The sequence below is a fragment of the Undibacterium sp. TJN25 genome, from assembly GCF_049339885.1.
Lineage (GTDB): Bacteria > Pseudomonadota > Gammaproteobacteria > Burkholderiales > Burkholderiaceae_D > Undibacterium.
On record NZ_JBMPPM010000003.1, the window covers coordinates 1 to 25,660 of the forward strand.

At 56.9% G+C, this 25,660-nt stretch carries 22 protein-coding genes; 10 read left to right on the forward strand and 12 right to left on the reverse strand.

Translation table 11 applies throughout. The annotated features are described in order from the left end of the window. Window positions 1-162 precede the first annotated feature (162 nt). From yidC to rpmH, 4 genes are read right to left on the reverse strand one after another with little or no spacing between them, the layout of a single operon-like run. Window positions 163-1,845: a membrane protein insertase YidC gene (yidC, locus tag ACO0LO_RS07000; protein ID WP_422963494.1), complete on the reverse strand. Its 1,683-nt coding sequence runs from the start codon at window positions 1,843-1,845 to the stop codon at window positions 163-165. A gap of 8 nt (window positions 1,846-1,853) precedes the next feature. Continuing rightward, entirely contained in the window at window positions 1,854-2,207 is a 354-nt protein-coding gene (yidD, locus tag ACO0LO_RS07005) for a membrane protein insertion efficiency factor YidD (protein ID WP_422963495.1), read from the reverse strand. Next, entirely contained in the window at window positions 2,204-2,635 is a 432-nt protein-coding gene (gene rnpA, locus ACO0LO_RS07010; protein WP_422963496.1) for a ribonuclease P protein component, read from the reverse strand. Before rnpA ends, yidD begins: the two co-directional genes overlap by 4 nt. Before the next feature lie 49 nt (window positions 2,636-2,684). Then, window positions 2,685-2,819, reverse strand: a complete 135-nt coding sequence (rpmH, locus tag ACO0LO_RS07015; RefSeq protein ID WP_061535510.1) for a 50S ribosomal protein L34 — start codon at window positions 2,817-2,819, stop codon at window positions 2,685-2,687. Between the two features lie 607 nt (window positions 2,820-3,426). On the opposite strand from rpmH, the gene dnaA reads away from it, so the two are divergent. The 3 genes from dnaA (at window position 3,427) to gyrB (ending at window position 8,950) form a co-directional block, all read left to right on the forward strand. Continuing rightward, complete coding sequence (gene dnaA / locus ACO0LO_RS07020; protein WP_422964104.1) at window positions 3,427-4,839, forward strand: chromosomal replication initiator protein DnaA; 1,413 nt, start codon at window positions 3,427-3,429, stop codon at window positions 4,837-4,839. 298 nt (window positions 4,840-5,137) lie between these two features. Then, window positions 5,138-6,244: a DNA polymerase III subunit beta gene (dnaN, locus tag ACO0LO_RS07025; RefSeq protein ID WP_422963497.1), complete on the forward strand. Its 1,107-nt coding sequence runs from the start codon at window positions 5,138-5,140 to the stop codon at window positions 6,242-6,244. Window positions 6,245-6,454: 210 nt separating this feature from the next. Then, entirely contained in the window at window positions 6,455-8,950 is a 2,496-nt protein-coding gene (gene gyrB / locus ACO0LO_RS07030) for a DNA topoisomerase (ATP-hydrolyzing) subunit B (protein ID WP_422963498.1), read from the forward strand. 238 nt (window positions 8,951-9,188) lie between these two features. On the opposite strand, the gene ACO0LO_RS07035 is transcribed toward gyrB, so the two are convergent. Beyond that, complete coding sequence (locus ACO0LO_RS07035) at window positions 9,189-9,725, reverse strand: carboxymuconolactone decarboxylase family protein (RefSeq protein ID WP_422963499.1); 537 nt, start codon at window positions 9,723-9,725, stop codon at window positions 9,189-9,191. Window positions 9,726-9,816: 91 nt separating this feature from the next. After that, on the reverse strand, window positions 9,817-10,605 hold the full coding sequence (locus ACO0LO_RS07040) for an alpha/beta fold hydrolase (protein ID WP_422963500.1): 789 nt from the start codon (window positions 10,603-10,605) through the stop codon (window positions 9,817-9,819). A gap of 195 nt (window positions 10,606-10,800) precedes the next feature. Between ACO0LO_RS07040 and ACO0LO_RS07045 the strand changes: the two genes are divergently transcribed. Further along, window positions 10,801-13,083 (forward strand): TonB C-terminal domain-containing protein, encoded by a 2,283-nt coding sequence (locus ACO0LO_RS07045; protein WP_422963501.1) that lies wholly within the window; start codon window positions 10,801-10,803, stop codon window positions 13,081-13,083. Window positions 13,084-13,143: 60 nt separating this feature from the next. On the opposite strand, the gene ACO0LO_RS07050 is transcribed toward ACO0LO_RS07045, so the two are convergent. The 5 genes from ACO0LO_RS07050 to ACO0LO_RS07070 all read right to left on the reverse strand — a co-directional run bounded on the left by ACO0LO_RS07050 (window position 13,144) and on the right by ACO0LO_RS07070 (window position 17,589). Continuing rightward, complete coding sequence (locus ACO0LO_RS07050; protein WP_422963502.1) at window positions 13,144-13,305, reverse strand: hypothetical protein; 162 nt, start codon at window positions 13,303-13,305, stop codon at window positions 13,144-13,146. Between the two features lie 44 nt (window positions 13,306-13,349). Next, window positions 13,350-14,345, reverse strand: coding sequence for a restriction endonuclease (locus ACO0LO_RS07055; RefSeq protein ID WP_422963503.1), 996 nt, complete (start codon window positions 14,343-14,345; stop codon window positions 13,350-13,352). A gap of 127 nt (window positions 14,346-14,472) precedes the next feature. Beyond that, window positions 14,473-15,852: a hypothetical protein gene (locus ACO0LO_RS07060; protein WP_422963504.1), complete on the reverse strand. Its 1,380-nt coding sequence runs from the start codon at window positions 15,850-15,852 to the stop codon at window positions 14,473-14,475. Window positions 15,853-15,902: 50 nt separating this feature from the next. After that, on the reverse strand, window positions 15,903-16,571 hold the full coding sequence (locus ACO0LO_RS07065) for an HAD family hydrolase (RefSeq protein WP_422963505.1): 669 nt from the start codon (window positions 16,569-16,571) through the stop codon (window positions 15,903-15,905). A 115-nt stretch (window positions 16,572-16,686) separates the two neighbouring features. Next, window positions 16,687-17,589 carry a hypothetical protein gene (locus ACO0LO_RS07070; protein ID WP_422963506.1) on the reverse strand — a complete coding sequence of 301 codons (903 nt, stop codon included), beginning with the start codon at window positions 17,587-17,589 and terminating at the stop codon, window positions 16,687-16,689. Window positions 17,590-17,927: 338 nt separating this feature from the next. On the opposite strand from ACO0LO_RS07070, the gene ACO0LO_RS07075 reads away from it, so the two are divergent. The 6 genes from ACO0LO_RS07075 (at window position 17,928) to ACO0LO_RS07100 (ending at window position 23,345) form a co-directional block, all read left to right on the forward strand. Next, a complete protein-coding gene (locus ACO0LO_RS07075) occupies window positions 17,928-18,857 on the forward strand; it encodes a peptidylprolyl isomerase (RefSeq protein ID WP_422963507.1) in 930 nt (309 codons plus the stop codon). A 247-nt stretch (window positions 18,858-19,104) separates the two neighbouring features. Further along, window positions 19,105-19,542 (forward strand): LiaI-LiaF-like domain-containing protein, encoded by a 438-nt coding sequence (locus ACO0LO_RS07080; protein WP_422963508.1) that lies wholly within the window; start codon window positions 19,105-19,107, stop codon window positions 19,540-19,542. Further along, a complete protein-coding gene (locus ACO0LO_RS07085; RefSeq protein WP_422963509.1) occupies window positions 19,539-20,237 on the forward strand; it encodes a LiaI-LiaF-like domain-containing protein in 699 nt (232 codons plus the stop codon). Before ACO0LO_RS07080 ends, ACO0LO_RS07085 begins: the two co-directional genes overlap by 4 nt. 31 nt (window positions 20,238-20,268) lie before the next feature. Then, window positions 20,269-21,333 carry a sensor histidine kinase gene (locus ACO0LO_RS07090; protein ID WP_422963510.1) on the forward strand — a complete coding sequence of 355 codons (1,065 nt, stop codon included), beginning with the start codon at window positions 20,269-20,271 and terminating at the stop codon, window positions 21,331-21,333. A 21-nt stretch (window positions 21,334-21,354) separates the two neighbouring features. Further along, complete coding sequence (locus tag ACO0LO_RS07095) at window positions 21,355-22,086, forward strand: LytR/AlgR family response regulator transcription factor (RefSeq protein WP_422963511.1); 732 nt, start codon at window positions 21,355-21,357, stop codon at window positions 22,084-22,086. A 443-nt stretch (window positions 22,087-22,529) separates the two neighbouring features. After that, a complete protein-coding gene (locus ACO0LO_RS07100) occupies window positions 22,530-23,345 on the forward strand; it encodes a MipA/OmpV family protein (RefSeq protein WP_422963512.1) in 816 nt (271 codons plus the stop codon). Between the two features lie 129 nt (window positions 23,346-23,474). Here ACO0LO_RS07100 and ACO0LO_RS07105 read toward each other — a convergent pair whose 3' ends face one another. After that, window positions 23,475-25,094 carry an inorganic phosphate transporter gene (locus tag ACO0LO_RS07105; RefSeq protein ID WP_422964105.1) on the reverse strand — a complete coding sequence of 540 codons (1,620 nt, stop codon included), beginning with the start codon at window positions 25,092-25,094 and terminating at the stop codon, window positions 23,475-23,477. Window positions 25,095-25,660: the final 566 nt, after the last annotated feature.

Sequence of the window (25,660 nt, forward strand, 5' to 3'; positions counted from 1 at the left end):
TGGCTATGGTGTTATAGCCAGCCAAGCCGTTTAGGTACGGTTGAACTACTGCCAGTTTGAACTGCTCATTGTGTTTCGTCATGAAAAAAACCCAAAAGTCGGTGTCCAACTTTTGGGGTTCAGTTCACGAGCACGGGCTTTTTTGTTCGGCGGTGCCGGAGGCTAGGCAGCCTTGGGCGCCTGCGGGATCAATTTGTTGTTGATGATCCACTGCTGTGCAATCGACAACACGTTGTTCACTACCCAATACAGCACCAGGCCGGACGGGAAGAAGAAGAACATTACCGAGAATGCCAGCGGCATGAACATCATCATCTTCGCCTGTACCGGATCGGCCGGGGCCGGGTTCAGCTTGGTCTGGATGAACATCGAAATCGCGTAAACCACCGGCAGGATGTACAGCGGATCCGGCGCAGTCAGGTCATGAATCCAGCCCATCCACGGCGCGCCGCGCATTTCGACCGACGCCTGCAGCACCCAGTACAGCGCCAGGAACACCGGCATCTGGATCAGGATAGGGAAGCAACCGCCCAGCGGGTTGATCTTCTCGGTCTTGTACAGCTCCATCATTGCCTGGTTCATCTTCTGCGGATCGCCCTTGAAGCGCTCGCGGATCGCCGTCATCTTCGGCGTGACCACTTTCATTTTTGCCATGCTGCGGTAGCCTGCGGCGGACAGCGGGAACAGCGCCAGCTTGATGACGATGGTGAACAGCACGATCGTCCAGCCCCAGTTGCCCAGCAATGCATGGATATGCTCCATCAGCCAGAACAAAGGTTTGGCGATGATCGCCAGGAAACCGTAATCCTTGACCAGTTCCAGGCCGGGAGCGATTTTTTCCAGCGAAGACGTGTTTTGCGGGCCGGAATACAGCGTCGCATCCATCGTTACCGTTGCGCCCGGTGCAATCGTACCCAAAGGCAAGATACTGCCAACTGCATACAGATTGTCGCTAATCGTGCGGGTATAGATTTCACGCTGCACTTTTTGCGGCGGGATGAACGCGGAGACGAAGAAATGCTGGATCACCGCGACCCAGCCGTTATCGGCCTTGGTTGCGTGGTTGTCATTGCTCTTGCCGATTTTTTCGATTTCTGCCTTGTGGATCTTCTCAAAATCCAGCTTCTGGAATTTGTCGGCATCGGTATAGACGGCAGGCGCATAGAATTCGCTTGGGCCGCTGAACATCGAGCCGCCTTCAGGCTTGGTGCCGTCGTGCAGCAGTTGCAGGTACAGGGAAGGCGTGATCGGTGCGCCGCTGTTGTTGGTGACGGTGTGCTTCACGTCGATGACGTAGTCACCCTTCTTGAAGGTGTAGGTCTTGGTCAGCTTGACGCCGTTTTGTTCCGATTCCAGCACCAGCTGCACTTCATTGCTGCCGTCCAGCGTGCGCGGGCCCGGCTTGGCGATAAAGCCTGACTTGTGGTTGGGGAAGGCGCCGCCCAGCAAACCGGTCTGTGCCAGATACACACGCTTGGCGCTGTCGTCGAACAGCACGATGTTATGGGCCTTGTCGTGCGCATCTTTATGCTGTAACAGTTCCAGGCGCTTCAGTTCGCCACCGATAGTATCGATATCGGCCTTCAGCACATCGGTCGTAATGGTGATGCGCTCGCTCTTGACGGCAGGCGTATCGCCGGCGGCAGTGCCGGGTGCGGCAGCCACAGTAGTGCCGCTGGAAGCCGCCGCGCCGCTGGCTGGAGCCGCAGCCGCCGCGTCCTTGGCCTGGGTCGCGTGCGTCGGGGTGAACATCGATGGCTTGCCGTTAAAACGCTGCCAGTTGTCCCAGAGGAGCAACATTGACACCGTAAGAACAACCCACAGGACGGTACGTTTGATATCCATTTGTATAGTCAGGAGAATGGTGAAGAGTGACCGGTAGCCTCTGCAAAGCCGGGGCGCTGCCTGCCAGTTTCTGCAGACGCACCGCCGGATTGTATAGAAGCATCGTCGGATATGGGGACTACTTGCTGTTTTTCAGCCTTGGGCGGCACCATATCGATGCCGCCGGGGTGCCAGGGATGGCATTTACACAAACGTTTGCCTGCCAGCAAGCCGCCCTTGCAGGCCCCGTGCTCCCTGATCGCTTCTATCGCATAGTTGGAGCAGGTCGGGTAGAAACGGCAATTCTGGCCCAGCATGGGGCTGATCGCCAGCTGGTATCCGCGCAGCAAACCCATCAGCACAGACTGCAGCGGCGATTTCATGGCTGGCCGCCGGCGGACGCGATAGTGGAGGCCATAACAGCGGCAGGCGCGGCAATGCCGCCCGCTTGCGAAGCAAACAGGCGCACGATTTCGCCCCGCAACTCGCGCTTCAGCTGCGCGGTAGTGGCGGGACCTGCCTTGCTATTGACCGGCTTTGACAAGCGCACAATGCAATCCACGTTGATGAGGGCAGAACGTCTGAAAATTTCACGCGTCACACGTTTGATGGTGTTGCGCGTAACGGCGCGCGGCGCGAACCGCTTTGCCGCCACCACGCCGAGGCGCGCATGCGTCAGCGTATTGGGCCGCGCATACAGCACAAAATGGGGGGTCTTTTGCACGGGGCGCAAACGAAAAACGGATGAAAATTCATCCGTTTTAACGATGCGCCGTACGCGAGCAAAATCGCCACTCATAGTGTCGATCATGCAATTAGCCTGGGCTGCTGCAAATGCCGCTGACCATGGCCTGCGTGTATCAGGCTGCCAGGCGTTTACGGCCTTTGGCGCGACGTGCGTTCAATACAGCGCGGCCACCGCGGGTTGCCATGCGTGCGCGGAAACCGTGGGTGCGCTTGCGGCGAACGACGGAAGGTTGGTAAGTACGTTTCATGTTGGTCTCGCTATTTGAGCAAATAAAAAATCGGAATTACGGGTAGCGGTCGAGTAAAACTGTTTCCACTAGCTAACCACTACTGCCCCAAAACCGCTGCTCATGGTGTGCTGCGCCGGTCAAAACCTGCTGGTTTATTTATTATTTTTCATTATTTTGCGTGAACAAAAAAACATCAGCAAAACATAAATAAGCAGCGAATCGGCGCACCACTCAATAAAAGAGGGTAGGGAACCTTGGATTATCACTATTTTCTGCTTACCTGTCAATCACTTAGCGTAAATTATAATGGCGCTCCGCACCCGTCCGGTGCACTCAAACCAGGTTTACCGGGGTATCCGCCCGGCAAAGCCAGCACTGCTCCGCAGCAAAGAAATTTCCTCACTCGCCTGTGGATAACTCGTCCGAGCAAGGGTAGAATAGAGGATTAATGTGGCTGGGTTATTTTGCCTATTTTGCAACGGCGCAACTGGATTTGCCAGTGTCGGTTGTAAACAACAAAAAGCCCGCAACGGTGCTGTATATCCTGGCGAAAGGCGCATGTAGCGCCACGCAACGGATGGACGACACTGCCGGCCGCGAGCAAGTATTCATAGATAGAGTGTTCATGGAAAATTTCTGGCAGGCCTGCTCCTCCCAATTGGAGCAGGAGCTAACGCCGCAACAGTATAGTGCGTGGATCAAACCGCTGGCGCCGATCGATTTTGAAGACGGCAAGCTGCGCATTGGCGCGCCTAACCGTTTCAAGCTGGACTGGGTCAAGACCCAGTTCGCCAGCCGCATCACCGAGCTCGCCGTACAGTTCTGGGATGAGGCCGTGGACGTGCAATTCATCCTCGACCCGCGCACCAATAAAAAACCGGCGCCTTCGGCTGCCGCCAACTCCATGCAGTCTGCCAACCGCGAAGCCAGGGAGCAGCGCGACGGCACCGACAACGACGCCACCGGCGAGTTGCTGGAACTGTCCGCCGCGCAACCAGAGGTATCGCCGCGCCGCGAGCAAAGCCGCATCAATTCTGCGCTGACCTTTGACAGCCTCGTCACCGGTAAGGCCAACCAGCTGGCGCGCGCAGCGGCCATTCAGGTGGCCAACAACCCCGGCGGCTCGTACAACCCGCTGTTCCTGTATGGCGGCGTAGGCCTGGGCAAGACGCATTTGATTCACGCGATAGGCAACCAGATTCTGGTCGACAATCCTGGCGCCAAGATACGTTACATCCACGCCGAACAGTATGTGCGCGACGTAGTGACCGCTTACCAGCGCAAGGGTTTCGACGAATTCAAGCGCTACTACCATTCGCTGGATTTGCTGCTGATCGATGATATCCAGTTCTTCGGCGGCAAGAGCCGTACGCAGGAAGAGTTTTTCTATGCGTTCGAGGCGCTGATCGCGGCCAAGAAACAGATCATCATCACCAGCGATACCTATCCGAAAGAAATCAGCGGCATGGATGACCGCCTGATCTCGCGTTTCGATTCCGGCCTGACGGTCGCAATCGAGCCGCCGGAACTGGAAATGCGGGTCGCCATTCTGCTGAAAAAAGCGACTTCGGAAGGCGTGCATTTCTCCGACGACGTGGCCTTCTTTGTCGCCAAGCACCTGCGCTCCAACGTGCGCGAGCTGGAAGGCGCCTTGCGCAAGATCCTGGCCTATTCCCGTTTCCACGGCAAAGAGATCACGATCGACGTTACCAAGGAAGCGCTGAAAGACCTGCTCTCGGTACAGAACCGCCAGATCTCCGTGGAAAATATCCAGAAGACCGTGGCTGACTTTTTCAACATCAAGGTCGCCGACATGTATTCGAAGAAACGTCCGGCCAATATCGCCCGCCCGCGCCAGATTGCGATGTACCTGGCCAAGGAGCTGACACAGAAGAGCCTGCCCGAAATCGGCGAACTCTTCGGCGGCCGCGACCATACTACCGTGTTGCATGCGGTGCGCAAGATAGCGGCAGACCGCAGCAAGAACCCGGAATGCAACCATGAGCTGCACGTGCTGGAGCAGACGTTAAAAGGCTAAGCGCTCGGGCAGCAATCGATTGGCAGCACCTGGATTTCGCAGTAGAAACAAAAAATCAGTACAGGTAGCCTGGATGAAGCATCGCGTAATCCGGGGAGCAAACCCGGCCCAGCTCACCGGGAAAACTGGCGTGCATGTCAATGTCCGCGAAGTTTCCCCGGATTGCGCTGCGCTCCATCCAGGCTACAAACAGCATTGCACAGGCAGTTGAACAAGTTTTAAAGAGTTGGCGTTACCAGATTTTAGTTTTACAAAAACATAGAATCCATCAATTAAACATTACGCGAGGGATATACACATGCAATTGGTTAAAACCCACCGGGATACCCTGCTCCGGCCTCTGCAAATTGTGAGCGGTATTGTCGAGCGTCGGCACACTTTGCCGATTCTGGCCAATATCCTCATCCGCAAAGATGGTGAAAAAATCTCGTTCCTGTCCACCGACATCGAAGTACAGATCACCACGCATGCAGAGATCGGTTCGGGCGGCGAAGTCACCGCCACGACAGTCGCGGCCCGCAAGCTGCTGGACATCCTGCGCGCACTGCCGGACGACCAGGACGTGTCGCTGACCCTGTCCAACAAGCGCATGACGGTGCAATCCGGCAAATCGCGCTTTGCACTGCAAACCCTGGCGGCGGAAGAATTCCCTACCGTGGCCCAGGCCGAGCATTTCAATGCCAGTGTCAGCCTGCCGCAAAAAACGCTGAAGCACCTGTTCAACATGGTGCACTTCTCGATGGCGCAACAGGATATCCGTTATTACCTGAACGGCCTGCTGCTGGTCGTGGACGGCAAGAACGTCATCGCCGTGGCGACCGACGGCCACCGCCTGGCGTTTTGCCAGGTAGAGGTAGAACAGGAATTCCCGCGCCAGGAAGTCATTATCCCGCGCAAAACCATCCTGGAACTGCAACGCCTGCTGGAAGACAAGGAAGACCTGGTGCAGCTGGACATCGCCAACAACCAGGTCAAGCTGACCTTTGCGGATATCGAACTGATCTCCAAGCTGGTGGAAGGCAAGTTCCCGGATTTCAACCGCGTGATCCCCAAGGGCTACAAAAACAACTTCACCATCGGCCGCGAACAGCTGCTGCGCTCCCTGCAGCGCGCCGCCATCATGACCAGCGACAAGTTCAAGGGCGTGCGTTGCGTGATCGGCCCCGGCAGCATGAAGATCAGCTCCACCAATGCCGACCAGGAAGAAGCGGTAGAAGAAATTGAAATCGACTACGGCGGAGACAGCGTCGATATCGGCTTCAACGTGACCTACCTGCTGGATGTATTGAACAACCTCAAATGCGACCAGATCAACGTCGCGCTGGGCGACTCCAATTCTTCCGCGCTGATCACGATCCCTGAGAAGACCGACTTCAAATACGTCGTCATGCCGATGCGCATATAAGCGCCCGGCCCAGGCCCTTGTAGCCTGGATGGAGCACCGCGCAATCCGGGAACGGCGCCAGCAAGCGCCGGGAAATACGCAAAACCGGATTTCGCCCCGCTTCATCCGGGCGAAAAAGATACAAGCCAGGCAGCAGTAAAGTAAATCGCAACAAAGGGGAGCTTCGCTCCCCGGTTCAACAGAACAGATGTAACTCTTTAGAAGGTAGCCATGTCCGAGAATTCCCAAGACAACACTCCATCACAGCCAAATCAGTACGGCGCATCCTCCATCCAGATTCTGGAAGGCCTGGAAGCCGTGCGTAAACGCCCCGGCATGTATATTGGCGACACCTCGGACGGCACCGGCTTGCACCATCTCGTATTCGAAGTGCTGGACAACTCCATCGATGAATCGCTGGCGGGGCATTGCACCGAGATCCACGTCACCATCCATAGCGACAACTCCATCTCCATCACCGATAACGGCCGCGGCATCCCGACCGGCATCAAGTGGGACGACAAGCACGATCCTAAACGCAGCGCCGCAGAAATCGTCATGACCGAGCTGCACGCCGGCGGCAAGTTCGACCAGAACTCGTACAAAGTCTCCGGCGGCCTGCACGGCGTGGGCGTGTCCTGCGTGAACGGCCTGTCCAAGCTGCTGAAGCTGACCATCCGCCGCGACGGCAAAGTGCACACGATGGATTTCGTGCGCGGCGTGCCGCAAAACCGCGAACTGGAAACCGTGGACGGCATTATCACCTCGCCGATCAAGGTCATCGGTGATACCGACAAGCGCGGCACCGAAGTGCATTTCTGGGCCGACGAAGAAATCTTCACGCATGTAGAGTTCCATTACGAAATACTGGCCAAGCGTATCCGCGAACTGTCTTTCCTGAATAACGGCGTGCGCATCAAGCTGACCGACCAACGCACCGGCAAGGAAGAATTGTTTGCGTTTGAAGGCGGCACCCGCGGCTTTGTCGAGTACATCAACAAAAGCAAGAGCGTGCTGCACCCGACCATTTTCCAGGCCACCGGCGAACGCATGTCCGACCAGGGCACCAACATCACCGTGGACGTGTCGATGCAGTGGAACGATGCCTACAATGAACAGGTATTGTGCTTCACCAATAACATCCCGCAGCGCGACGGCGGCACCCACCTGACCGGCCTGCGCGCCGCGATGACCCGCGTCATCAACAAATACATTGAAGAACACGACTACGCCAAGAAGGCCAAGGTAGAAGTCACCGGCGACGACATGCGCGAAGGCCTGACCTGCGTACTGTCAGTCAAAGTGCCGGAGCCGAAGTTCAGCTCGCAGACCAAGGACAAGCTGGTTTCCAGCGAAGTGCGCGGCCCGGTGGAAGAGATCGTCGCCAAGACGCTGACCGACTACCTGATGGAAAAACCGAACGATGCCAAGATCATCTGCGGCAAGATTGTGGAAGCCTCGCGCGCCCGTGAAGCGGCCCGCAAAGCGCGAGAACTGACGCGCCGTAAAGGCGTGATGGACGGCCTGGGCCTGTCTGCCAAACTGGCCGACTGCCAGGAAAAAGATCCGGCGCTGTGCGAACTGTACATCGTCGAAGGTGACTCCGCGGGCGGCTCGGCCAAACAAGGCCGCGACCGCAAATTCCAGGCGATTCTGCCACTGCGCGGTAAAGTGCTGAACGTGGAAAAAGCACGTTTTGAAAAAATGCTGTCTTCCGAACAGATCACCACGCTGATCGCCACACTGGGCACCAGCATAGGCCCGGATGAGTTCAATATCGACAAGCTGCGCTACCACCGCATCATCATCATGACCGATGCCGACGTCGACGGCGCCCACATTCGTACGCTGCTGTTGACACTGTTCTACCGCCAGATGCCGCAACTGGTGGAACGCGGCCACATCTACATCGCCCAGCCGCCGCTGTACAAGGTAAAGGCCGGCCGCGATGAGCGCTACCTGAAAGACGATGTAGAAGAAGCCAGCTACATGATGACCGTGGCGCTGACCGGCGCTGCGCTGATTCCCGGCACGGGCAAAGACCCCATCACCGGCGATTCGCTCGGCAAGTTCGTCGTCCAGTACAACCTGGCCAACGCCATCATGCTGCGACTGACCCGCATGATAGACCGCGCCGCGCTGACCGCCATCATGACCGGCGTCACGCTGAAGCTGGACACGGCAGAAAACGCCGAAGTTTCCGCGCAGAAGCTGACTGCCGCCATCAATGACCCGGCCGTCAAAGCCACAGTCACTACCGATGACCTGTCAGAGAAATTCACGCTGCGCATAGAGCGCATGTACCATGGCAACATCAAGGTCAGCAGCATCGATGCCGACTTCGTCGACAGCGCCGATTACCAAGTGCTGGAAACCGCCGCGCAGACCTTCACCGGCCTGATCACCGAAGGCGCCTTCATCCGTCGCGGCGAAGGCGAAAAAGCCAAGGAATCCGCTGTAGCAGACTTCCACCAGGCCATGCTGTGGCTGCGCGACGAAGCAGAACGCGGCGTCTCCAAGCAACGCTACAAAGGTCTGGGCGAGATGAACCCAAGCCAGCTGTGGGAAACCACGATGGACCCAACCGTGCGCCGCCTGCTGAAGGTACAGATAGAAGACGCGATTGCCGCCGACCAGATCTTTACCACGCTGATGGGTGATGATGTGGAGCCGCGCCGTGCTTTCATTGAGAGCAATGCGTTGAGGGCGGGGAATATTGATGTGTAATTTTGTCGGGACTCACGATAAGCAAAAAACCCGTCAGTCCCATACAAACACACCATCACAATGAATGACAAGGAAAAGGGGCCATTTGGCCCCTTTTCGTCATAAACAAATAGCGCAGCATATGTCAATTTCAGTGAATTGGAATTGCCGGCTCATTTGATTCAAGACTAGCGAAAAATCAACATATCGCGTTAGGCTTGAATCGTCCTTTCCATCTCCGCGCAGCATCAAACATTCATTAGTCAGCAGGTGGGAAATCAACCACGGTATCATTAATCCGGTTGAACAGATTGGTGAATGTGATGCTGGTGATCGCCAGGGCTATCTCAACGATCTGCGTGTCGGTGAAACCGGCCGCCTTGATGTTTGCAACCGCGGAAGCCTGCACAGTTCCTTTTGTCGAAATCAGTTCCCGGGTGAAGCTGGCCAGCGTATCCATGCGGGCGTCGCTCGATGGTGTGCCGCGGCGGATCGCCAGCACGTCTTCCTTGCTCAGTCCGTTTTTTTTGCCGATCAACGTATGGGCGGCCAGGCAGTAGTCGCATTCCGCAGCCTGGCTGACAACGAGTTTCACGACTTCGCCTTCTTTGGCTCCCAGGGTCCCCTTTTTCAGCGCGCCGTCAATGTTGAGCAGTGTTTCCAATGCGACGGGGCTATTGCTGCCGATGTTGACGTAGGCGTTGGGTACAAGACCGACGGTTGCCTTGATGGCGGTGTAAAGCTGCGCTGCGTGTCCGGTGGATTCGGCGACAGGTTGGTTGAATAAGCGGCTCATGATCATTCCTTTATAAAGTGTGTAGTGAAGCCGGCGGCTTGTGCACGCCGGTAGTACGAATAAATATGACGGATAAGTAAGGGGTGAATTTTTAATTTGCAGATTTCTCGATGGCCGATACCAAACCGGGAACATCGGTCAGGAACGGGGTGTGGCCAGTATTGAGCGTGAACTCGAGGCGGACTGGCGTGGCAGCGACCATTTTTTGTTGCAGGTAAGGGCTGACGACCTGATCCTGCGCGGTATGAATGTAGACCTTGTCTACCTGGCCAAAGCGCGCCGCAGTGAGCTTGACAGGCGTCACAATCGGGCCCAGGGGTTCGTCGATGATCAGATCAGGCAATACCTTGCGCAGACCTTCCGGCGCACCATTGGCGAACAGGTCGGCACGGGCGGCGTAGTTGACCGAAATCATTCCCTTGGCTTCATCAATCTTGAGTGCCGGACCCGCCTTGCTGTCGCGATCCTGCTTGGCCAGAGACAGCATCGATTCACCGTCCTGTGGCAGGTAGGCGGCGAGATAAACAGCCGTCTTGATTTTTTCCGGTGCGGCTTCGGCCACGTTCGTCACTGCGATGCCGCCAAAGCTGTGTCCAACCAGTACGACTGGTTTCGATTCGCTGCCAATTGCCTTGAGTACGACATCGCGATAGACGTCATTGCTGACCAGGTTAGGGGCCATCGGCGCGCTTGGGCGACCCGGCAGATTCACATTAATGACGCGGTAACCGTCCGCTTGCAACTTGGCGCTGACGCCGTCCCAGATATGTGCATCTTCAAAGGCGCCGTGTACCAGGGCAATTGCCGGCTTTTCTGCAGCCATTGCATTTGCACCCATCATGGTGGCGGAGGCCAAAATCAAAACGTTCAATGCTTTCATGTTACACTCCTTAGAGAGGATTAATAAGATCGGAACCACAGGACGAAGCATAAGACTCTGCGACATGACGAGCCATTCCAAAGACCCCGAAGTTCATGATCGATCGTCCGGGAGGTATCCCGACTATGGGATGAAGGCCACGCATGCCGACGTGCTTTCGCAGGCGTTTTTAAGCCTGCACAAAGGGCCTTCCATTTGAACATTGCGGGCTTTCTTCAACACGATTACAAACGCTTGAGCACCGCGATGGTGCTCTCGCTGGTGTTCCACGTGCTGCTGCTGAGCATCGCCCTCGGCGGCCAGACCTTCGGGCTTCCCGAGCTCCACTTTCCGTGGGAAGAAAGACGCCTGGGGGCCAGCGATCTGCAAGTCATCCTTGAACTGCCGCAGCCTGCAGCGAATGCACCGGCGTCCTTACCGGCAGAAGCACCGTGGCCAGAAATGACGGACACGGCCTTAGCTACAGCAGACAAACCGGCAATGGCGCCCGTCGTGACATCAATCGCTGTTCTTCCTTTTCTCGTTGAGCACAACGAAGCGGACTCCGATGCAACTCCGCCCCCTTTGCCGCAGCCGACGCCTATCCCGGCAAAGGCTCTCACTCCAGCACACACCCTCAAGCCAGTCAAAACACCCGTGAAGCAGGTTGATACGGACATTTCAGGCTCATCTGAAGTGCCGCGGAAAGACACCACCGTAGACTCCATCGCGCAGAACACTGCCAGCCAGAAAAGCGAAGCGCCTGTCCCCGAGAACTCAAGCACGGTCCTACAGAAGAACGCCGAGCAGGATAAACAGGAAGAAAAGTCGCAGGCCCAACCCGAAGATGACAAGCAGGCATCAGAAAAACTGCGGCAAACGGAACTGCTGGCAGTCGCGCAGCGCGAGTCAGACTGGCACGTGCAGCAGCAGCAGCGGCAGGAAGTGGCACGCGCTGAGCTAGCGGCCAAGAACGATGAAGCAGCACGACAAGAAGCAGAGCGTCAGGAGCAAAACAGGCAAGAAAACCTGCGACGCGAGACGCTAAGGCAAGAGCAGATAAAACAGGCAGAAAAATCAGCGCAGGAAGCCGCCCGGCAGCAGCAGGAGCAGCAGCAATCTGATGCTTTGCAGCGTGATGCGGAGCGCAGGGAAGCCACAAAACAAGAGCAGGCAAAGCAGGAGCAGCTGAGACAGGAAACCGCTCGTGCTGAGCAGACAGCCAAAGCCGAATCTGTACGACGGGAAGCTTTGCGGCGCGAGGCTGAGCGTAAAGAGGCCGCAAAACAGGAGCAGGGAAGGCAAGCGCAGCTTGAGATAGCACGGCAAGAACAATTACGGCAAGAAAGCGCCCGCGTCGAGCAAGCGGCTAAAAATGAAGCGGCACGCAAGGAAGCCGAACGCCAGGAACTCAACAGACAAGAAAACCTGCGCCGTGAGGCACAGCGGCAAGAGCTGGCAAAACAGGAAGAAAAGGCAAGGCAGGACGCCGCCCGGCAACAACAGGAGCGCGCCGAGGCGGCAAGAAGAGAAACAGAACGCAAGGAAGCCATCAAACAGGAGCAGGCGAAGCAGGAACAGGCAAGGCAAGCACAGCTTGAAGCGGCACGGCAAGAGCAACTGAGACAAGAAGCCGCCCGTGCCGAGCAAACGGCCAAAAACGAAGCTGCAAAAAAAGAAGCAGAACACCAGGAGCTAAGCAGGCAAGAGAACCAACGCCGCGAAGCACAGAGGCAAGAAGCGCAACGGCAGGAGCAAGCAAGACAGGAAGAAAAGGCTAGACAAGACGCCGCCCGGCAGGCACAAGAATCCGCCGAGGCGGCGAAACGGGATGCCGAGCGCAAGGAAGCGGCAAAACAGGAGCAAGCAAGGCAAACGCAGCTTGAAGCGGCGCGGCAGGCACAGCAACAGCAGGACACCGCACGGCAAGATGCCGCAAAAGCAGAGACAGCACGTCAGGAAGCGGCCAAACAAGAGGCAGGCCGGCAAGAGCAAGCTAAAAAAGATCAGGAGCAGCGCGAGCGCGCCGAGCAGGAAGCAAAGCACGAAGAACGGCTGCGCGCGATCGGCAAACAAATGAAAGAAGAAGCAGCCCAGCGCGATGCGGCGGCCAACCCCTCACGCTCGCTACTGCCCGGCATAAGCGGCCTGCGTCGAGGATGGCTCTACGGACGCGCAGACCCGAATGCCGATTTTGTTCTGTACGCAGAAAACGTCAGCCGAAAAATCGAAAAGAACATGACACTGGACATGGTCCGCGACGTGGTAAAACAGCCGCACACGCCACCGATGGTAACAATCGCAATCCGCGCTGACGGCTCGGTGGAGAAGGTGACTTTCGTGGTCTCCAGCGGTGTGCCCGCTATCGACAAGGCGATACTGGAAGTGGTGGCCAGCCAGGCGCCCTATGGCAAATTTCCTCCCGGCCTGGCACGCCAGTATGACGTGATCGAAATTCGCCGTACGTGGGTATTCGACACAGCCATTCGACTGCAGTGACTGCGAGGATAGAGGGCAGCGATAGCCCTCTTAAAAAAACGGGTAGTAGGTCCGTCCCCCTCAGCGACCAGTCTTCTCCAGTCCAGCAAATACCTCATCTACATCGCGAAATTTACCCTGCTCAATTTCGCGACTGCCGAGAACCAGAATTTTCATCAATACGAGCGCTTTTGCTTGTTCTTCAACACTCTTGAGGTCCGTTGTAAATTTATTAGTTTCCATCCTTTGATCACGCCTTTAGCCAGAGTTCTAGCATTCGAAAAAACTCAAGCCGGCACATAGGTTTTTTTAAGCGGCACTAAGCGCTTGGTTTCGGAGTCTGTCTGCTCGTAATGTTCAATCAGCGCGCGGACGAGATTATCGAGCGTCCATAAGGTCAGCGGTACGCTAGCGCGCTCAGCTTCATAATAGGCTTCCTTGGAAAATCCACCGGTGCTTACATAAAGTCCACGATCATCTTTGTGCCGTCCACCTAAAAAGCTTCGAATCTGTTGCGTCCCCATCTGCCCGTTGCGATGTTTTACTTCAACAATAATGCGGGGATTCTCAAAACCGAAGCCATCTGGCGATGCAATAATATCTTTGCCTCTATCCGGACCGGCAGGAGAGACTTGCGTCTTGTAACCCATCGCACGAAGCAGGCCGGCAACGAGATCTTGCATCTCGCTCCAATCCAGTTCACTTACCAAGTCTTTTATTCGCTCAATCGCGAGCGATTCAAGTCCAGCCAATGGGTTAAGTTCCGGTTCAACTTCATCGGCATTGGTGGGTATAGAAGGAGTGCGTCCTTCTGCACCCAACAATAGCTCCTCCATCGTTAAATCAGGAACCAGAAATACCGTTAATGTGGCGCCTAAAGTGTTCTTGCTGCTCTGACTTAACGTGTCGCGTTGCACTTCGTTTTGCTGCCATTGAACCGGCCGAATCATCGGCATGTCATCTGTAACCCACTCTGATTTATGCTGATACGGCCCTGTAACTTTCCCTACAAGATAAGTTCTGTTAGCGGGCGAGTAGGTGACTATCCAGTCGCCCACCTCAATCTCATTAATGAACCGCCATACTTGCGCCGCACCAGAGATCGCCGTACCAAGCTTCACATGAGGCTCACGTTCAAGATAGAGCTGAGTCAGCTGTTTCTTGCTCATTCCTGGCTTAGCATCCGGTGCCAATTTCGACCAACTAATCGCGGCTACGCCTCTATCGCGGAACTCGTCATACAGCCGACCAGCCTCGCCGCGTATCATCCACATTTTTGCCATAATAATTTTATAAAGTTACAAGTTTTGCAAAGATAGCACGTTTCAGAATCACCTTGAAGGCCTGGGAAATCGGGACTTCATCAGTCAAATCAATCGTACTTTACAGGGAACATTTCTCTTTTATGTATCAAGGCTTATCCGCCACCGGTACCCCCACAACAAACGCCCGTACCTCCCGGTCAGACGCCATCTTCTGGCGCTCTATATCAGGCGCTTCATGCGCTTCCGGCGTATACGAGGGGCCGGTAATCAGGCGTATGACCTGGACCGGGCGCTGCGCGGTTTCCGGCTTGAGGCAGCGTTCCACTTCGCTGACCCTGGCGCGCGCCAGGCCGGCATTCGACTCAAAACGCTGGCGCGATGCCGGAGACAAGGCCTTGCGGTCTGTTCCACCGACGAGCAATACGATGGCTTGCAGCTTTTTGTCACTGGCCTTGGTGATGCCTTCCCTGATGCCGTCGATGATTTTCTTGTTGTCTTCGCTGTCGCAATCCAGCTTCGCCTGGCCCTGGCTAAAGCCGTCAAACCGGGCAGATGCCACGACGGCGGGCTGGAACTGGAACAAGGCCTTCAGGTGCGCCTCGATATGCGGTTCTATCTTGTCTGCCAGCTTGGCTTCGATCTTGGGATCGAAATGGAATTGCGCCGTCAAGGGAATCGACAGGTTGGGCAAAATGCTGGTAGCCACGCCGGCGGCAACGCCCATGCTGCCCAGCAATTTATGCCCCTTGAAAAATATCGCGACACCACCTGTCACCAGCACCAGGCCAAAGACCAGCGCCAGCCAGTGCCAGCCGCTGATGGTGCCGTTGCCGTCTATCGTGACAGAATCGGGCGGAGTAGTGACCTGGCCGGGTTTTATCGGATTCGGCGGCGGGACACCAGTTTCTTCACCGCCGGCACTCCCTGTTCCTGCAAGCTGGCAGCACACAATCTGCAGAGAAGGCGGAGTGATATCCGTGGACGGCTCTTTCCATTGCAAATAGGAGTAAAAGGCGGCGCCGCAGAACAGCAGCGCAAAAAACACAGTAAGGAAGGGCATCAGGTAACGGTGCCGTCCTTCTTCCACTCCGCGCAACAGGTTGCTGAGCTTGCCCTTGTCGTCGTCTTTGTCTTCCAGCGCTATACGGCTGACGATGCCGAAATGCCGCGTCTCGCCCTTATGATCGGAAAAATCGTCCTTATCCGCGAATACCAGGTTTTTTTCCGCGTCATACAGGATATCCATTGCCACGACATAGAGCTTGCGGTTCCTGCGGTCTATCAATAAAAAGGAGAGTGCGACGACCGCCCCGGCGACACTGAGCAGCATCGCCGCCGCAGGCAATTTCTTGTCGATGGCGCTGACCACGGCGGAAGCAAAGATGCCCAGGCCGATCAACATGAAGTTGAACATCTTGGTGCGCTGTTCTGCGTGGAAGTTGAACCACTTCCACGCATAATCGAAACGCAGCTTTTGTAGCTCGCTGGGGTCAGGTGCTCGTTTCCTGTTCCTCCATACAGCCATGCTCAGCTCCTCTGTCCAATAGTTTTACTGCCCCACTCCAAGAAATGCAGTCAGTCGGCCAGCAGTTGTTCCGCAATCGCCGGCACGCTGGCAGCCATGGGTAGCGACTGCTCGCCCACCTCAAACCCCCAGCCGTAAGAAACGCCCAGAAAATGCCAGCCTGCCGCTTGCGCAGCAACGGCATCCGCAGGCTGGTCGCCCACATAGACGGATTGCGATGCCTCCAGCTGCAACACACGGCTGCCTTCGGCCAGGCACCACGCCTTGTCTTGCGACTGCACCTGCCGGTCGAAATAAAACAGGCAGGCCGGATCAAAATACGGCATCACGGCCGACAGCGCGGGCTCCACGTTGGCACGCGTGTTCGACGTCACCAGCCCCAGCGCAATACCGGCGCCATGCAGGCGCACTAGCATCTGTTCGATGCCGGGAAACGGCTCGGGGCGATGTCCGCGTGAAAACTCGCGCTCGTACTCTTCCACGCCGCGCTCTGCCAGCAGCGGCGGAAAGCCAACGGCCAGAAAAAAATTCAGCATCGGGCTGACGCTGATGCCATGCTTGACCATGCGCTTGAACACCGCCACTGTCGGCATTTGCAACTCAAACAAACCGTACTGGCGGGCCTTCTCCGCGCAAAACGCCAGATGTTGCGGCAGCGAATCCAGCAGCACGCCGTCCACGTCAAAAAAAACGGCCCGGAGCGTATCAGGTTTCACCATTGCCTCCCGGCACCGGCAAAGGGCTCAACAACATCGCATGCATCTAAAACCTTCCTATCAAAAACACATGCATATCATACCTATATTGCAGGCCGCACTTGCGCGCTGACCGCAATTAAAAGCCCGGCACCGGGTTCTTGCCCGACTTCAGCGCAAACTTGCCGTCCTTCATTTCATACACGGTACGTTCATTTATTTTGACCAGCGATTTGCTCTTGCCCGCTTCTTCCGTATTACGCGTAACGCCCTTGAAATCAAAACTGAGCTGCGTGCCATTCAGCACCCATTTGGATGACACGTCAAAGCAGGGGCCCGCCGACATACGCTTCCCTTGGTCTGTATCGTCCTCCGCAGGCTTTGAGGCATCTTGCGGCGCGGCCGATGCCTTCGCAGGTTCAGTAGCAGGCGCCTCTTCGCAGTCACCGGTAGCGCCCGAGCTCTCCGCGCCGGAAGGAATATCAGCCGCGGCCTGTTGCGCACCGTCTGCCGTCAGGTCTATCAAGGACAGCCAACTGCCGCAATAACCCTGCCAGCAGCTGCCCCATTCAGCGGCAAAGACAAACGCCGGCTTGCCATCCCGTTCGGTCTTCAGGATGCTGGTTTTGCCCAGGCTGCCTTCCACGCCGATGGACGCCACCACATCCTGCCGCTTGCTGAGCCGCCAGCCCCGCTCATCGTGCGTGAACGAATAGGCGCCTATATAGTTGCTGCAGGCATGGCAAGTCATTGCATTGCCTGCCTCATCCGCCGGCAGCGTCTGCGTCAGCATCACCGCATGCGCATCGTCCAGCTGCACAACATACAGCGGTTCCACCGTGGCGGTTTGCATGGTGGGCTCAGCCTTGAGCTGGTCGCCGGGCATCAGCACTTGCCGCGTCTTGGCGGTCGGCTGTTGCGGGTCTGCGGGGAAAACCAGTTCCATCAGCGCGCTGCGCTTCAAGCTGTCTGTGTGGGGTTCTTGTTTTTTGCTGTTGCAGGCACTAAGGGCCAGGACGGCAACCAGCATGAATACGGTCATGAGAGTCAAGTTACGGCGTTGTGCCGGGTAAAGAGACAAACCGATGATTTTTGCAGGAATAGTCATAAAGGGGAGAGAATTGGCAATGATGACAACAATATCATAAAGATAATTTTATCCCCAACATATGTCATCCCAGCGGCCAAGGCAGCGTTTTATTAAATGATTGCCAAAAAGCATTGCAAGCAAAAGTAATTTGCTAGCAAACCCTCACAATTCCCAAGTAGAATGCTCCGTCGTTTCATAAAACCGCATGTTGCGGCGCCCCGCGCTATCCTGTAATGCAGGCCTGGGCTGACCAAGCGTGCATTACCTATTTACCCAATAAAGGAATATCCGTGTTGATCAAATCCCGTGTAGCCATCGCTGTAAGCGCCGCCGTCGCATTGCTGGCCCTGAGCGCCTGTACTCCAAAAGAAGGCGACAAATCCGCCGCCACAGCTGCCGGCGCCGACAAAGGCCCGGTTGCCGCTACCGTTAACGGCATGCCTATCAGTGAAAAACGCCTGGACCAGATCATGCAACAGCAAGCCGTGCAGCAAGGCATGCCGGACAATGCAGAAACCCGTAAATTGGTGATCGATAACCTGGCAATGCAGCTGCTGGTTGCGCAAGAAGCCACCACCAAAGGCCTGGACAAGACACCGGAAGTGCAAGAGCAGATCGAGATGACCAAGCAATCCATCCTGGCCAATGCCTTTGTGCAGGACTACATCAAGAACACCAAGCCAACGGATGAAGCCATCAAAGCCGAATACGACAAGGTCGCTGCGCAATCCGGCAAGCAATACGAAGCGCGCCACATCCTGGTGAAGACAGAAGACGAAGCCAAGGACATCATCGCCAAGCTGAAGAAAGATCCAAAACAGTTTGAAGCGCTGGCCAAAGCCAAATCCATGGACCCGGGCTCCAAAGACAAAGGCGGCGACCTGGGCTGGTTTGATCCACGCGGCATGGTGCCGGAATTCAGCGCTGCGGTAGCAAAACTGGAAAAAGGCAAATTCACTGAAGAGCCGATCAAATCACAATTCGGCTTCCACGTGATCATGCTGGAAGATTCCCGCCCAGAACCAGTGCCTAGCCTGGAAGAAGTCAAACCGAAGATCGCTCAGCAGCTGCAACAGCAAAACCTGAAAAAGCTGCTGGATGACCTGAAAGCAAAAGCGAAGATTGAAATTACTGCACCGGCTGCTGCCGCTGGTGCTGCACCTGCTTCTGCTTCTGCGGCTAGCGGTCCTGCCATGTCTGCTGAGCCTGTGAAGAAATAAGAATCTTCAGAGTGCTGAGTACCGAAAAGGCTCCCTAGGGGAGCCTTTTTTCTTTCCGCCTGGCTTTACGCTACGGAAATTCGTCACTCACCGACCTCCCACTGCCATTCACCGAATACCCCACGACAAGCCCGCGCCCATCCATTATCTTGACCCTGCTGACAACAAAACCGCATTGGGCCTCTGCCAAGATCTCACCAAATGCAAATGGCCCTGAGCCCGGTTTTCATCCAGAAAGGAAAAGAAAATGTCTGACAAGTTACAACAAGCTGATAAAGAAAGCCGCAGTGAAGCGCGCCGCAACCGCCTTGGCAACGACTTCGATACGCGCAAGCACCTGGTATGGGGTGTGACACTGATTGCCATCGGATTTATCTTTCTGTGCGACAGGCTGGACCTGATCGACATGGATGTGCGGGCACTGTGGCATCTGTGGCCGGCGGCGTTGGCAGTGTACGGGGTAGCCGATATCGTGTTTGCGAAGAGGCCCGCGCATGTACTGAAGGGCGTTTTCCATATTGCGCTGGCGTTCTGGCTGTATGCCTGCCTGGAGCACCTGTGGGGGTGGACTTTTAGCAATACATGGCCGATGATCCTTATCGCCTGGGGCATCAGCGTTTTGCTGCGCGGCACGCCCTACCTGTCTGATGACACCCATACTGCCAAAGAGGAGTCCTCCAAATGAGCCGCGACCGCAACCAGAGCCGGGTGTTCTTCGGCGCCTTCATCATCATCGTCGGCGCGCTGGCCCTGCTGAACAACCTGCATATCTTCGATACCAGCGACATCCTGCCTTTCTGGCCGCTGGTGTTTGTCGGCTTCGGCGTAATGAAGCTGTATCAGGCGCGGCATACCAGCGCCTATGTGCTGGGTGGCGTGCTGGTGCTGGTGGGCTGCGGCATGATCTTGCAGCGACTGGGCATCATGTATTTCCGTTGGCGCGACTGGTGGCCTGCGTTTGTGATCTTTGCGGGCGCCATGGTCTTGTCCCGCGGGCTGTACGGCAAGCAATGGCGCAGCCGGCGCGACGGCGTGGAGCTGGTGGACGGCGATAACTCCAGCGTGGACGTGGTGGCCGTGATGAGCGGGCATAACCTGAAAAGCGATTCGCAGACCTTCAAGGGCGGCGACATTCTGGCAGTGATGGGTGGCGTGGAGCTGGATTTGCGCCAGGCATCCATCGTCAGCGAAGCGACCCTCAGCGTGTTTGCAATGTGGGGTGGCATTGTCATCAAGGTGCCCAACGACTGGTCGGTGGTGATGAACGGCACGCCCATCCTGGGCGGCATGGATGACAAGACGGTGCCGCCGCTGGTGGCCGGGAAACGGCTGGTGATTGTGGGCGAGGCGATCATGGGCGGCGTGGAAGTGAAGAATTGACTCTCCCTTTCCACGTCCATCCAGGATATAAATGCATCCCATACTGACCAATCCACGCAAGCTGCTATGGTACCTGGCTGCGTGGATGCTGACAGGCCTGTTCATCGCGCTGCTGCTGGTGACGGCGGATCTGGCGCAGTGGGGCAGCGCGCTGTTGTTTGCGCTGCCGGTCGCCTTCCTGTACAGCTTTGTGGCGTCTTCCGCGTATTACGTATGCCGCTCGCTGCCGATGGCAAACCGGCGCTTTCTGTTTGCACTGGCGGCGTTCGGCGGTTCTTCTTTGCTCGCCGGCTTTGCATGGCTGGCGATCTGCCAGGGCTGGAACCAGCTGGCGCAGGGTCTCAGCACTGATTATGCGCCGGTGCCGGTAGCCCAGCATGTGGCGGTGATGCTGTTTGCAGCAGGCTGCGGCTTTTACCTGTTGTCCATCCTCGGCCATGACGTGCTGATCGCGTTTGACAATGTGCGCCTGGCTGAGCGCCGCGCGGCAGAATCCCGCGTGCTGGCCCGCGATGCAGAGCTGCAGGTGCTGCGCACGCAGATCAACCCGCATTTCCTGTTCAACAGCTTGAATTCCATTAGCGCGCTGACGACGATGGACGGCCCGGCGGCGCGCAGCATGACGATAGAGCTGGCGCAGTTTTTCCGGCAAACGCTGGCCCTGTCGGAAAAACAAGTTATCCCGCTGGCCGATGAGGTTGCGCTGTGCCGCAGCTTCCTGGCGATAGAGAAGATACGCTTCGGCAAAAAGCTGGGGTCTGATATCGATATCGCCGACGATGCGCAAGCCGCGCTGATCCCGCCGATGATCTTGCAGCCGCTGGTGGAAAACGCCATCAAGCACGGCATACGCGATCTGGTGGACGGCGGCACGGTCAGCATACGGGCGTTTGCGCGGGATGGATGGCTGCACCTCGCGGTCAGCAACCCGGTGGACATCGAACCCAGCACAGCAGCAGGCAACGGCACTGGGCTGAGGAACCTGCAGCAGCGCTTTGCCAGCATCTACGGCGGCCGTGCCCGTGCCAGCTGGGCATTGGCGGATGGGCAGTTTACGGTGGAAATGGCGCTGCCGCTAACGTATGTGGCAGCGTAAAAACTGAGGCAACCTGAAAACATGAGCGAAACCATCAAGGCATTAATCGTCGACGACGAAGAACTGGCGCGCCGCCTGGTGCGGGAATACCTGGGCAGCCATACGGATATAGAGATCATCGGCGAATGCGACAACGGCCTGCAGGCAGTGAAGGACATCAGCGGCCTGAACCCGGACCTGGTTTTTCTGGACATACAGATGCCCAAGCTGACGGGGCTGGAAGTGCTGGAACTCACCGGCCGCAGCAGCGGCGTGATCTTTACCACGGCTTACGACCAGTATGCGCTGAAGGCTTTCGACCTGCATGCAGTGGATTACTTGCTGAAACCGTTCTCGCAAACCCGCTTTGACGAAGCACTGTCGCAAGCCCGCAAGGCACTGGGCCAGAGCTTACCCGCGCTGGAAAATCTGCTGGCGCAGCCGGCAGACAAACTGGAACGCATCCTGATCCGCGACCGTAACCAGGTGCATGTGATTCCCGTGGAGAAGATGGATTATGCGGAAGCACAGGATGACTATGTCAGCATCCAGACCGAAGGCAAATGCTACCTGAAGACGCAGCGGCTGTCGGACCTGGAAACCCAGCTGGACCCGAAGAAATTCGTGCGTGTGCACCGCTCTTACATCATCAATATAGAAAAGCTGCAAAGCATAGAACGCCAGACCAAGGATAGCCATGTGGCGCTGATGCGGGACGGCAAGCAGATTCCGATCAGCCGGGCGGGGTATGACAGGATTAAGGCGATTATGTGAGGCGGCTGCGTTAGGCGCCTGCGGACGCCTGCCTTTGTAGCCTGGGTGGAGCGCAGCGCAACCCGGGAAACCCGCCAATGTCGGGCTTTTTACCACCATAGCATTTCCATCATTCGCGCAGAAGCCGACTGTTTGCCCCCGGGTTGCGCTGCGCTCCACCCAGGCTACGGTTCTTGGGGCACGCCGGTTTCCGTCCCCTCACCCGCGCGGGAGAGGGGGTTTGGCGGCTGTGTTCGTTCAAGATATGCCGCCCATTCTAACTCCAAAAAGTTCAATTTCCCTAAAAAGTATCGCCTTACAGTACTAACTATGCCATCTCCGTGCGCTTCGCACATCCGGCTGGTACCTCGCCTTCTCCTTTGCTAATCTTCTTTCCGAACCGGCGGCCTGCCTTACTACTCGGCGCTACGGTTCACTCCATCGTTTGAAAAAAGGAATAGATTATGAAGCGCAAGCTACTCGCCCTGTTGACCCTCGCTGCCGCATTGCCGGCCTTGCCTGTTCTCGCCGCGGATAATTCCCTGCTGGCGTCGCCTGTGGCAAGCGCGCGTTCCAATGCGCAGGCGGAGCAGACTATCGGTGCAGGAATTTCTTATGGCGACGCATTCTTCGGCGATAAATCCAAATGGCGCGCCGGGCTGTTCGGCGAAGCGAATTTTTCCAACGGCGTCTTCCTCAGCACGAGAGACGGCCTGGGCTACCGGCTGGTGGATAACTACAACGGCTTTTCGTTTGCGGCCAGCATAGGCCCGAGCGGGTCGCGCAGGGAATCGGCGGGCGACAACGACCATAGCCCGAACCGGCTGCGCGGCATGGGTGATATTGATACCCGCGCGCAAATCAACCTGTTCGGTAATTATGACAACGGCCCTTTCCACGTGAACACTGCGTTACGCCAGACACTGGGGGAGCGTCGCGGCACCGAACTTGATGTGACAGGCCGCTACGATGTCTATTCGACCAAGCAGGATCTGGTGCAGGTATCCGCCGGCATCGGCTATGGCAACAAGACGCTGATGGGGACCTATTATGGCGTGACGCCGGCGCAGTCTGTCACCAGCAGCAATGCCGTCTATACGCCGGAGGCCGGTATTGCGGCAGGCAGCGTCGGCGTGATGTGGCGCCATGCACTGACGCAGAACTGGATTACGACGGTGGGTGCGGATGTGACGCGTCTGGGTAGTGAAGCCGGCGATAGCCCGCTGGTGGGACGCCGCACCAGCGCATCGGTGGGCGGGTCTATCGGTTACCGCTTCTGACATTTCCCCTTTGCGGGGCGGGTCCGGTATCCGCCCTGTTTTTTCCGAACTTCCAACTTCCGCCAACAAAAAAGCCCAGCTCAGTTTCTTCAAACCATCTGGGCTTTGGTTTTTTCTCGCACGCCTACATCAGAACAGGTGCGAAAACAGCCAGTACAAAGAAGCAGACAAGATGATCGCCACCGGCAAGGTCAGCACCCAGGCCACGGCCAGGTTGCGGATAGTGGACAACTGCAGACCGGAACGGTTGGCCGCCATCGTGCCGGCAATGCCGGACGACAGCACATGGGTAGTCGATACCGGCAGGCCGAAGGTATCTGCCGCGCCGATGGTCACCATGGCGACCAACTCTGCCGAAGCGCCTTGTGCGTAGGTCAGGTGGGTCTTGCCGATTTTTTCACCAACGGTGACGACAATGCGCTTCCAGCCGACCATGGTGCCCAGGCCCAGCGCGATGGCGACGGCAACCTTCACCCACAGCGGAATGAACTTGGTCGCATCGTCTATCTGTTTCTTGAAAGCCTTCAGGTTGGACTTGGTGTCCGCATCAAAACCGGTGGCGGCATTCTTGTCCAGCAGGCGGATGGCTTCTGCCGCCAGGTACATGTCGTTACGCACGTTGGCAACGGAAGCGGTCGGCACTTTGGCCAGCGAGCCGTGTTCCTTGACCTGGTCGCCGATGGAGCCGGCCAGCGTCGCCAGCGCAGGCACCACTTCCGGCTTCAGCTCACGGGTGCGGATGTAGTCGGACACGGTTTTGCGTGTGTCGGCAGCGGCCAGCGTATTCGGCGGGCCGTATTTTTGCAGCGACTGCTGTGTTACCTGCGCTACCGCGGCGAACTGTGCTACCTGGCCAACCGGCATGGCGCGGTTCAGCGCGTAGGCCATTGGCACCGTACCAACCAGAATCAGCATGATCAGGCCCATGCCTTTTTGGCCGTCATTGGAGCCGTGCGCAAAGGATACGCCGGTGCAGGTCAGGATCAACAGGCCGCGTATCCACCATGGCGGCGGCGCATTGCCGGTTGGCGCTTCATACAGTTCCTTGTTTTTGACAAACGCGCGCAGCGCCAGCAGCAGCAGGGCGGCGCACACAAAGCCGACCAGCGGCGACAGCAGCAGCGAATAACCGATCTTGGCAGCTTGTTCCCAGTCCACGCCGCTGGTGCCGTCACGGCCGTGCATCAGCGCATTGGCCACGCCCACACCGAGGATGGAGCCAACCATTGTGTGCGAAGAAGAAGCCGGCAAACCCAGCCACCAGGTGCCCAGGTTCCACATGATGGCGGCGATCAGCAGCGCAAACACCATCGCAAAGCCGGAGCCGGAGCCGACTTGCAGGATCAGCTCCACCGGCAGCAGCGAGATAATGCCAAACGCCACCGCGCCGCTGGACACCAGCACGCCGACAAAGTTAAAGAAACCGGACCACATTACCGCCACGTTGGGCGGCAGCGAGTGCGTGTAGATGACGGTGGCAACCGCATTCGCGGTATCGTGGAAACCGTTGACGAACTCGAACCCCAGCGCAATCAGCAGCGCCACGCCCAGCAGGAAGTAGGGCAGCCAGCTGCCGGTGCCGCCGCCGGCATCGGTCACATCCGCTGTCAGACTGTAGGCGCTGAACAGCAGGCCTATCGCCAGCAGTGCGATGAAAATGATGGCAGTGACCGGTCCGTTTTTCTGGTCGATGTGTGGACGGGACGGGTTGGGTGGAGAGGAAAGAGGCGGGGACGCAAGGGCGTCCATGGTTTCGGCGCTGGTACTCATGACAAGATGCCTTCACAAAAGAAAAGGGGGATGGGATGTGAGCCTGGAACTTGTGGTCAAATCTACATTTCAAATGTGACGCGTATGTGACTCTTATGGGCGTGGTGCGGGATTTCGTGCGACCGTTGCTTAGGGGAAATTGAGAGAATGCGGGGCTGGAAAAATATGCCGGTTGCCGGCACCTGTGGGTTGCTCCCGGATTTCGCTGCGCTACATCCGGGGTACATTTCCCTGGGAATTGAAGCGAAATCGGACAAACCATTTATACCGTAAAACTACTGGCGACCTTGTTTTTTTGAAATTCTATTTTAATATGGATTTGCTCTCCAGGAATTGATTGCCGGGCTCTGAGGTTGACCGAGCATCAGTCGAAGGAACAGTGATGTATTTATAAAATCAAAGGAGACCGCCTTGCAAAACTTCAACTCACACCGCCTCATCGAATAGCTCCAGCGCGGAACGCCTGCGTTCCATCCGTGCGCTGCGATTCATCACAGTACGTTGCCGTATTACCCGTTTCAACGGGAGGATGGCTCGCGTCTGTG

What these genes read in the sequence shown, in the direction of transcription:
- ACO0LO_RS07035 (WP_422963499.1), bottom strand. Translation starts at nt 9,725, where the DNA reads ATGAGCCGCTTATTCAACCAACCTGTCGCCGAATCCACCGGACACGCA.
- rnpA (WP_422963496.1), bottom strand. Translation starts at nt 2,635, where the DNA reads ATGATCGACACTATGAGTGGCGATTTTGCTCGCGTACGGCGCATCGTT.
- ACO0LO_RS07085 (WP_422963509.1), top strand. Translation starts at nt 19,539, where the DNA reads ATGAGCCGCGACCGCAACCAGAGCCGGGTGTTCTTCGGCGCCTTCATC.
- ACO0LO_RS07100 (WP_422963512.1), top strand. Translation starts at nt 22,530, where the DNA reads ATGAAGCGCAAGCTACTCGCCCTGTTGACCCTCGCTGCCGCATTGCCG.
- ACO0LO_RS07105 (WP_422964105.1), bottom strand. Translation starts at nt 25,094, where the DNA reads ATGGACGCCCTTGCGTCCCCGCCTCTTTCCTCTCCACCCAACCCGTCC.
- ACO0LO_RS07080 (WP_422963508.1), top strand. Translation starts at nt 19,105, where the DNA reads ATGTCTGACAAGTTACAACAAGCTGATAAAGAAAGCCGCAGTGAAGCG.
- ACO0LO_RS07090 (WP_422963510.1), top strand. Translation starts at nt 20,269, where the DNA reads ATGCATCCCATACTGACCAATCCACGCAAGCTGCTATGGTACCTGGCT.
- ACO0LO_RS07050 (WP_422963502.1), bottom strand. Translation starts at nt 13,305, where the DNA reads ATGGAAACTAATAAATTTACAACGGACCTCAAGAGTGTTGAAGAACAA.
- ACO0LO_RS07095 (WP_422963511.1), top strand. Translation starts at nt 21,355, where the DNA reads ATGAGCGAAACCATCAAGGCATTAATCGTCGACGACGAAGAACTGGCG.
- ACO0LO_RS07065 (WP_422963505.1), bottom strand. Translation starts at nt 16,571, where the DNA reads ATGGTGAAACCTGATACGCTCCGGGCCGTTTTTTTTGACGTGGACGGC.
- gyrB (WP_422963498.1), top strand. Translation starts at nt 6,455, where the DNA reads ATGTCCGAGAATTCCCAAGACAACACTCCATCACAGCCAAATCAGTAC.
- yidD (WP_422963495.1), bottom strand. Translation starts at nt 2,207, where the DNA reads ATGAAATCGCCGCTGCAGTCTGTGCTGATGGGTTTGCTGCGCGGATAC.
- rpmH (WP_061535510.1), bottom strand. Translation starts at nt 2,819, where the DNA reads ATGAAACGTACTTACCAACCTTCCGTCGTTCGCCGCAAGCGCACCCAC.
- yidC (WP_422963494.1), bottom strand. Translation starts at nt 1,845, where the DNA reads ATGGATATCAAACGTACCGTCCTGTGGGTTGTTCTTACGGTGTCAATG.
- ACO0LO_RS07060 (WP_422963504.1), bottom strand. Translation starts at nt 15,852, where the DNA reads ATGGCTGTATGGAGGAACAGGAAACGAGCACCTGACCCCAGCGAGCTA.
- ACO0LO_RS07055 (WP_422963503.1), bottom strand. Translation starts at nt 14,345, where the DNA reads ATGGCAAAAATGTGGATGATACGCGGCGAGGCTGGTCGGCTGTATGAC.
- dnaA (WP_422964104.1), top strand. Translation starts at nt 3,427, where the DNA reads ATGGAAAATTTCTGGCAGGCCTGCTCCTCCCAATTGGAGCAGGAGCTA.
- ACO0LO_RS07040 (WP_422963500.1), bottom strand. Translation starts at nt 10,605, where the DNA reads ATGAAAGCATTGAACGTTTTGATTTTGGCCTCCGCCACCATGATGGGT.
- ACO0LO_RS07070 (WP_422963506.1), bottom strand. Translation starts at nt 17,589, where the DNA reads ATGACCGTATTCATGCTGGTTGCCGTCCTGGCCCTTAGTGCCTGCAAC.
- dnaN (WP_422963497.1), top strand. Translation starts at nt 5,138, where the DNA reads ATGCAATTGGTTAAAACCCACCGGGATACCCTGCTCCGGCCTCTGCAA.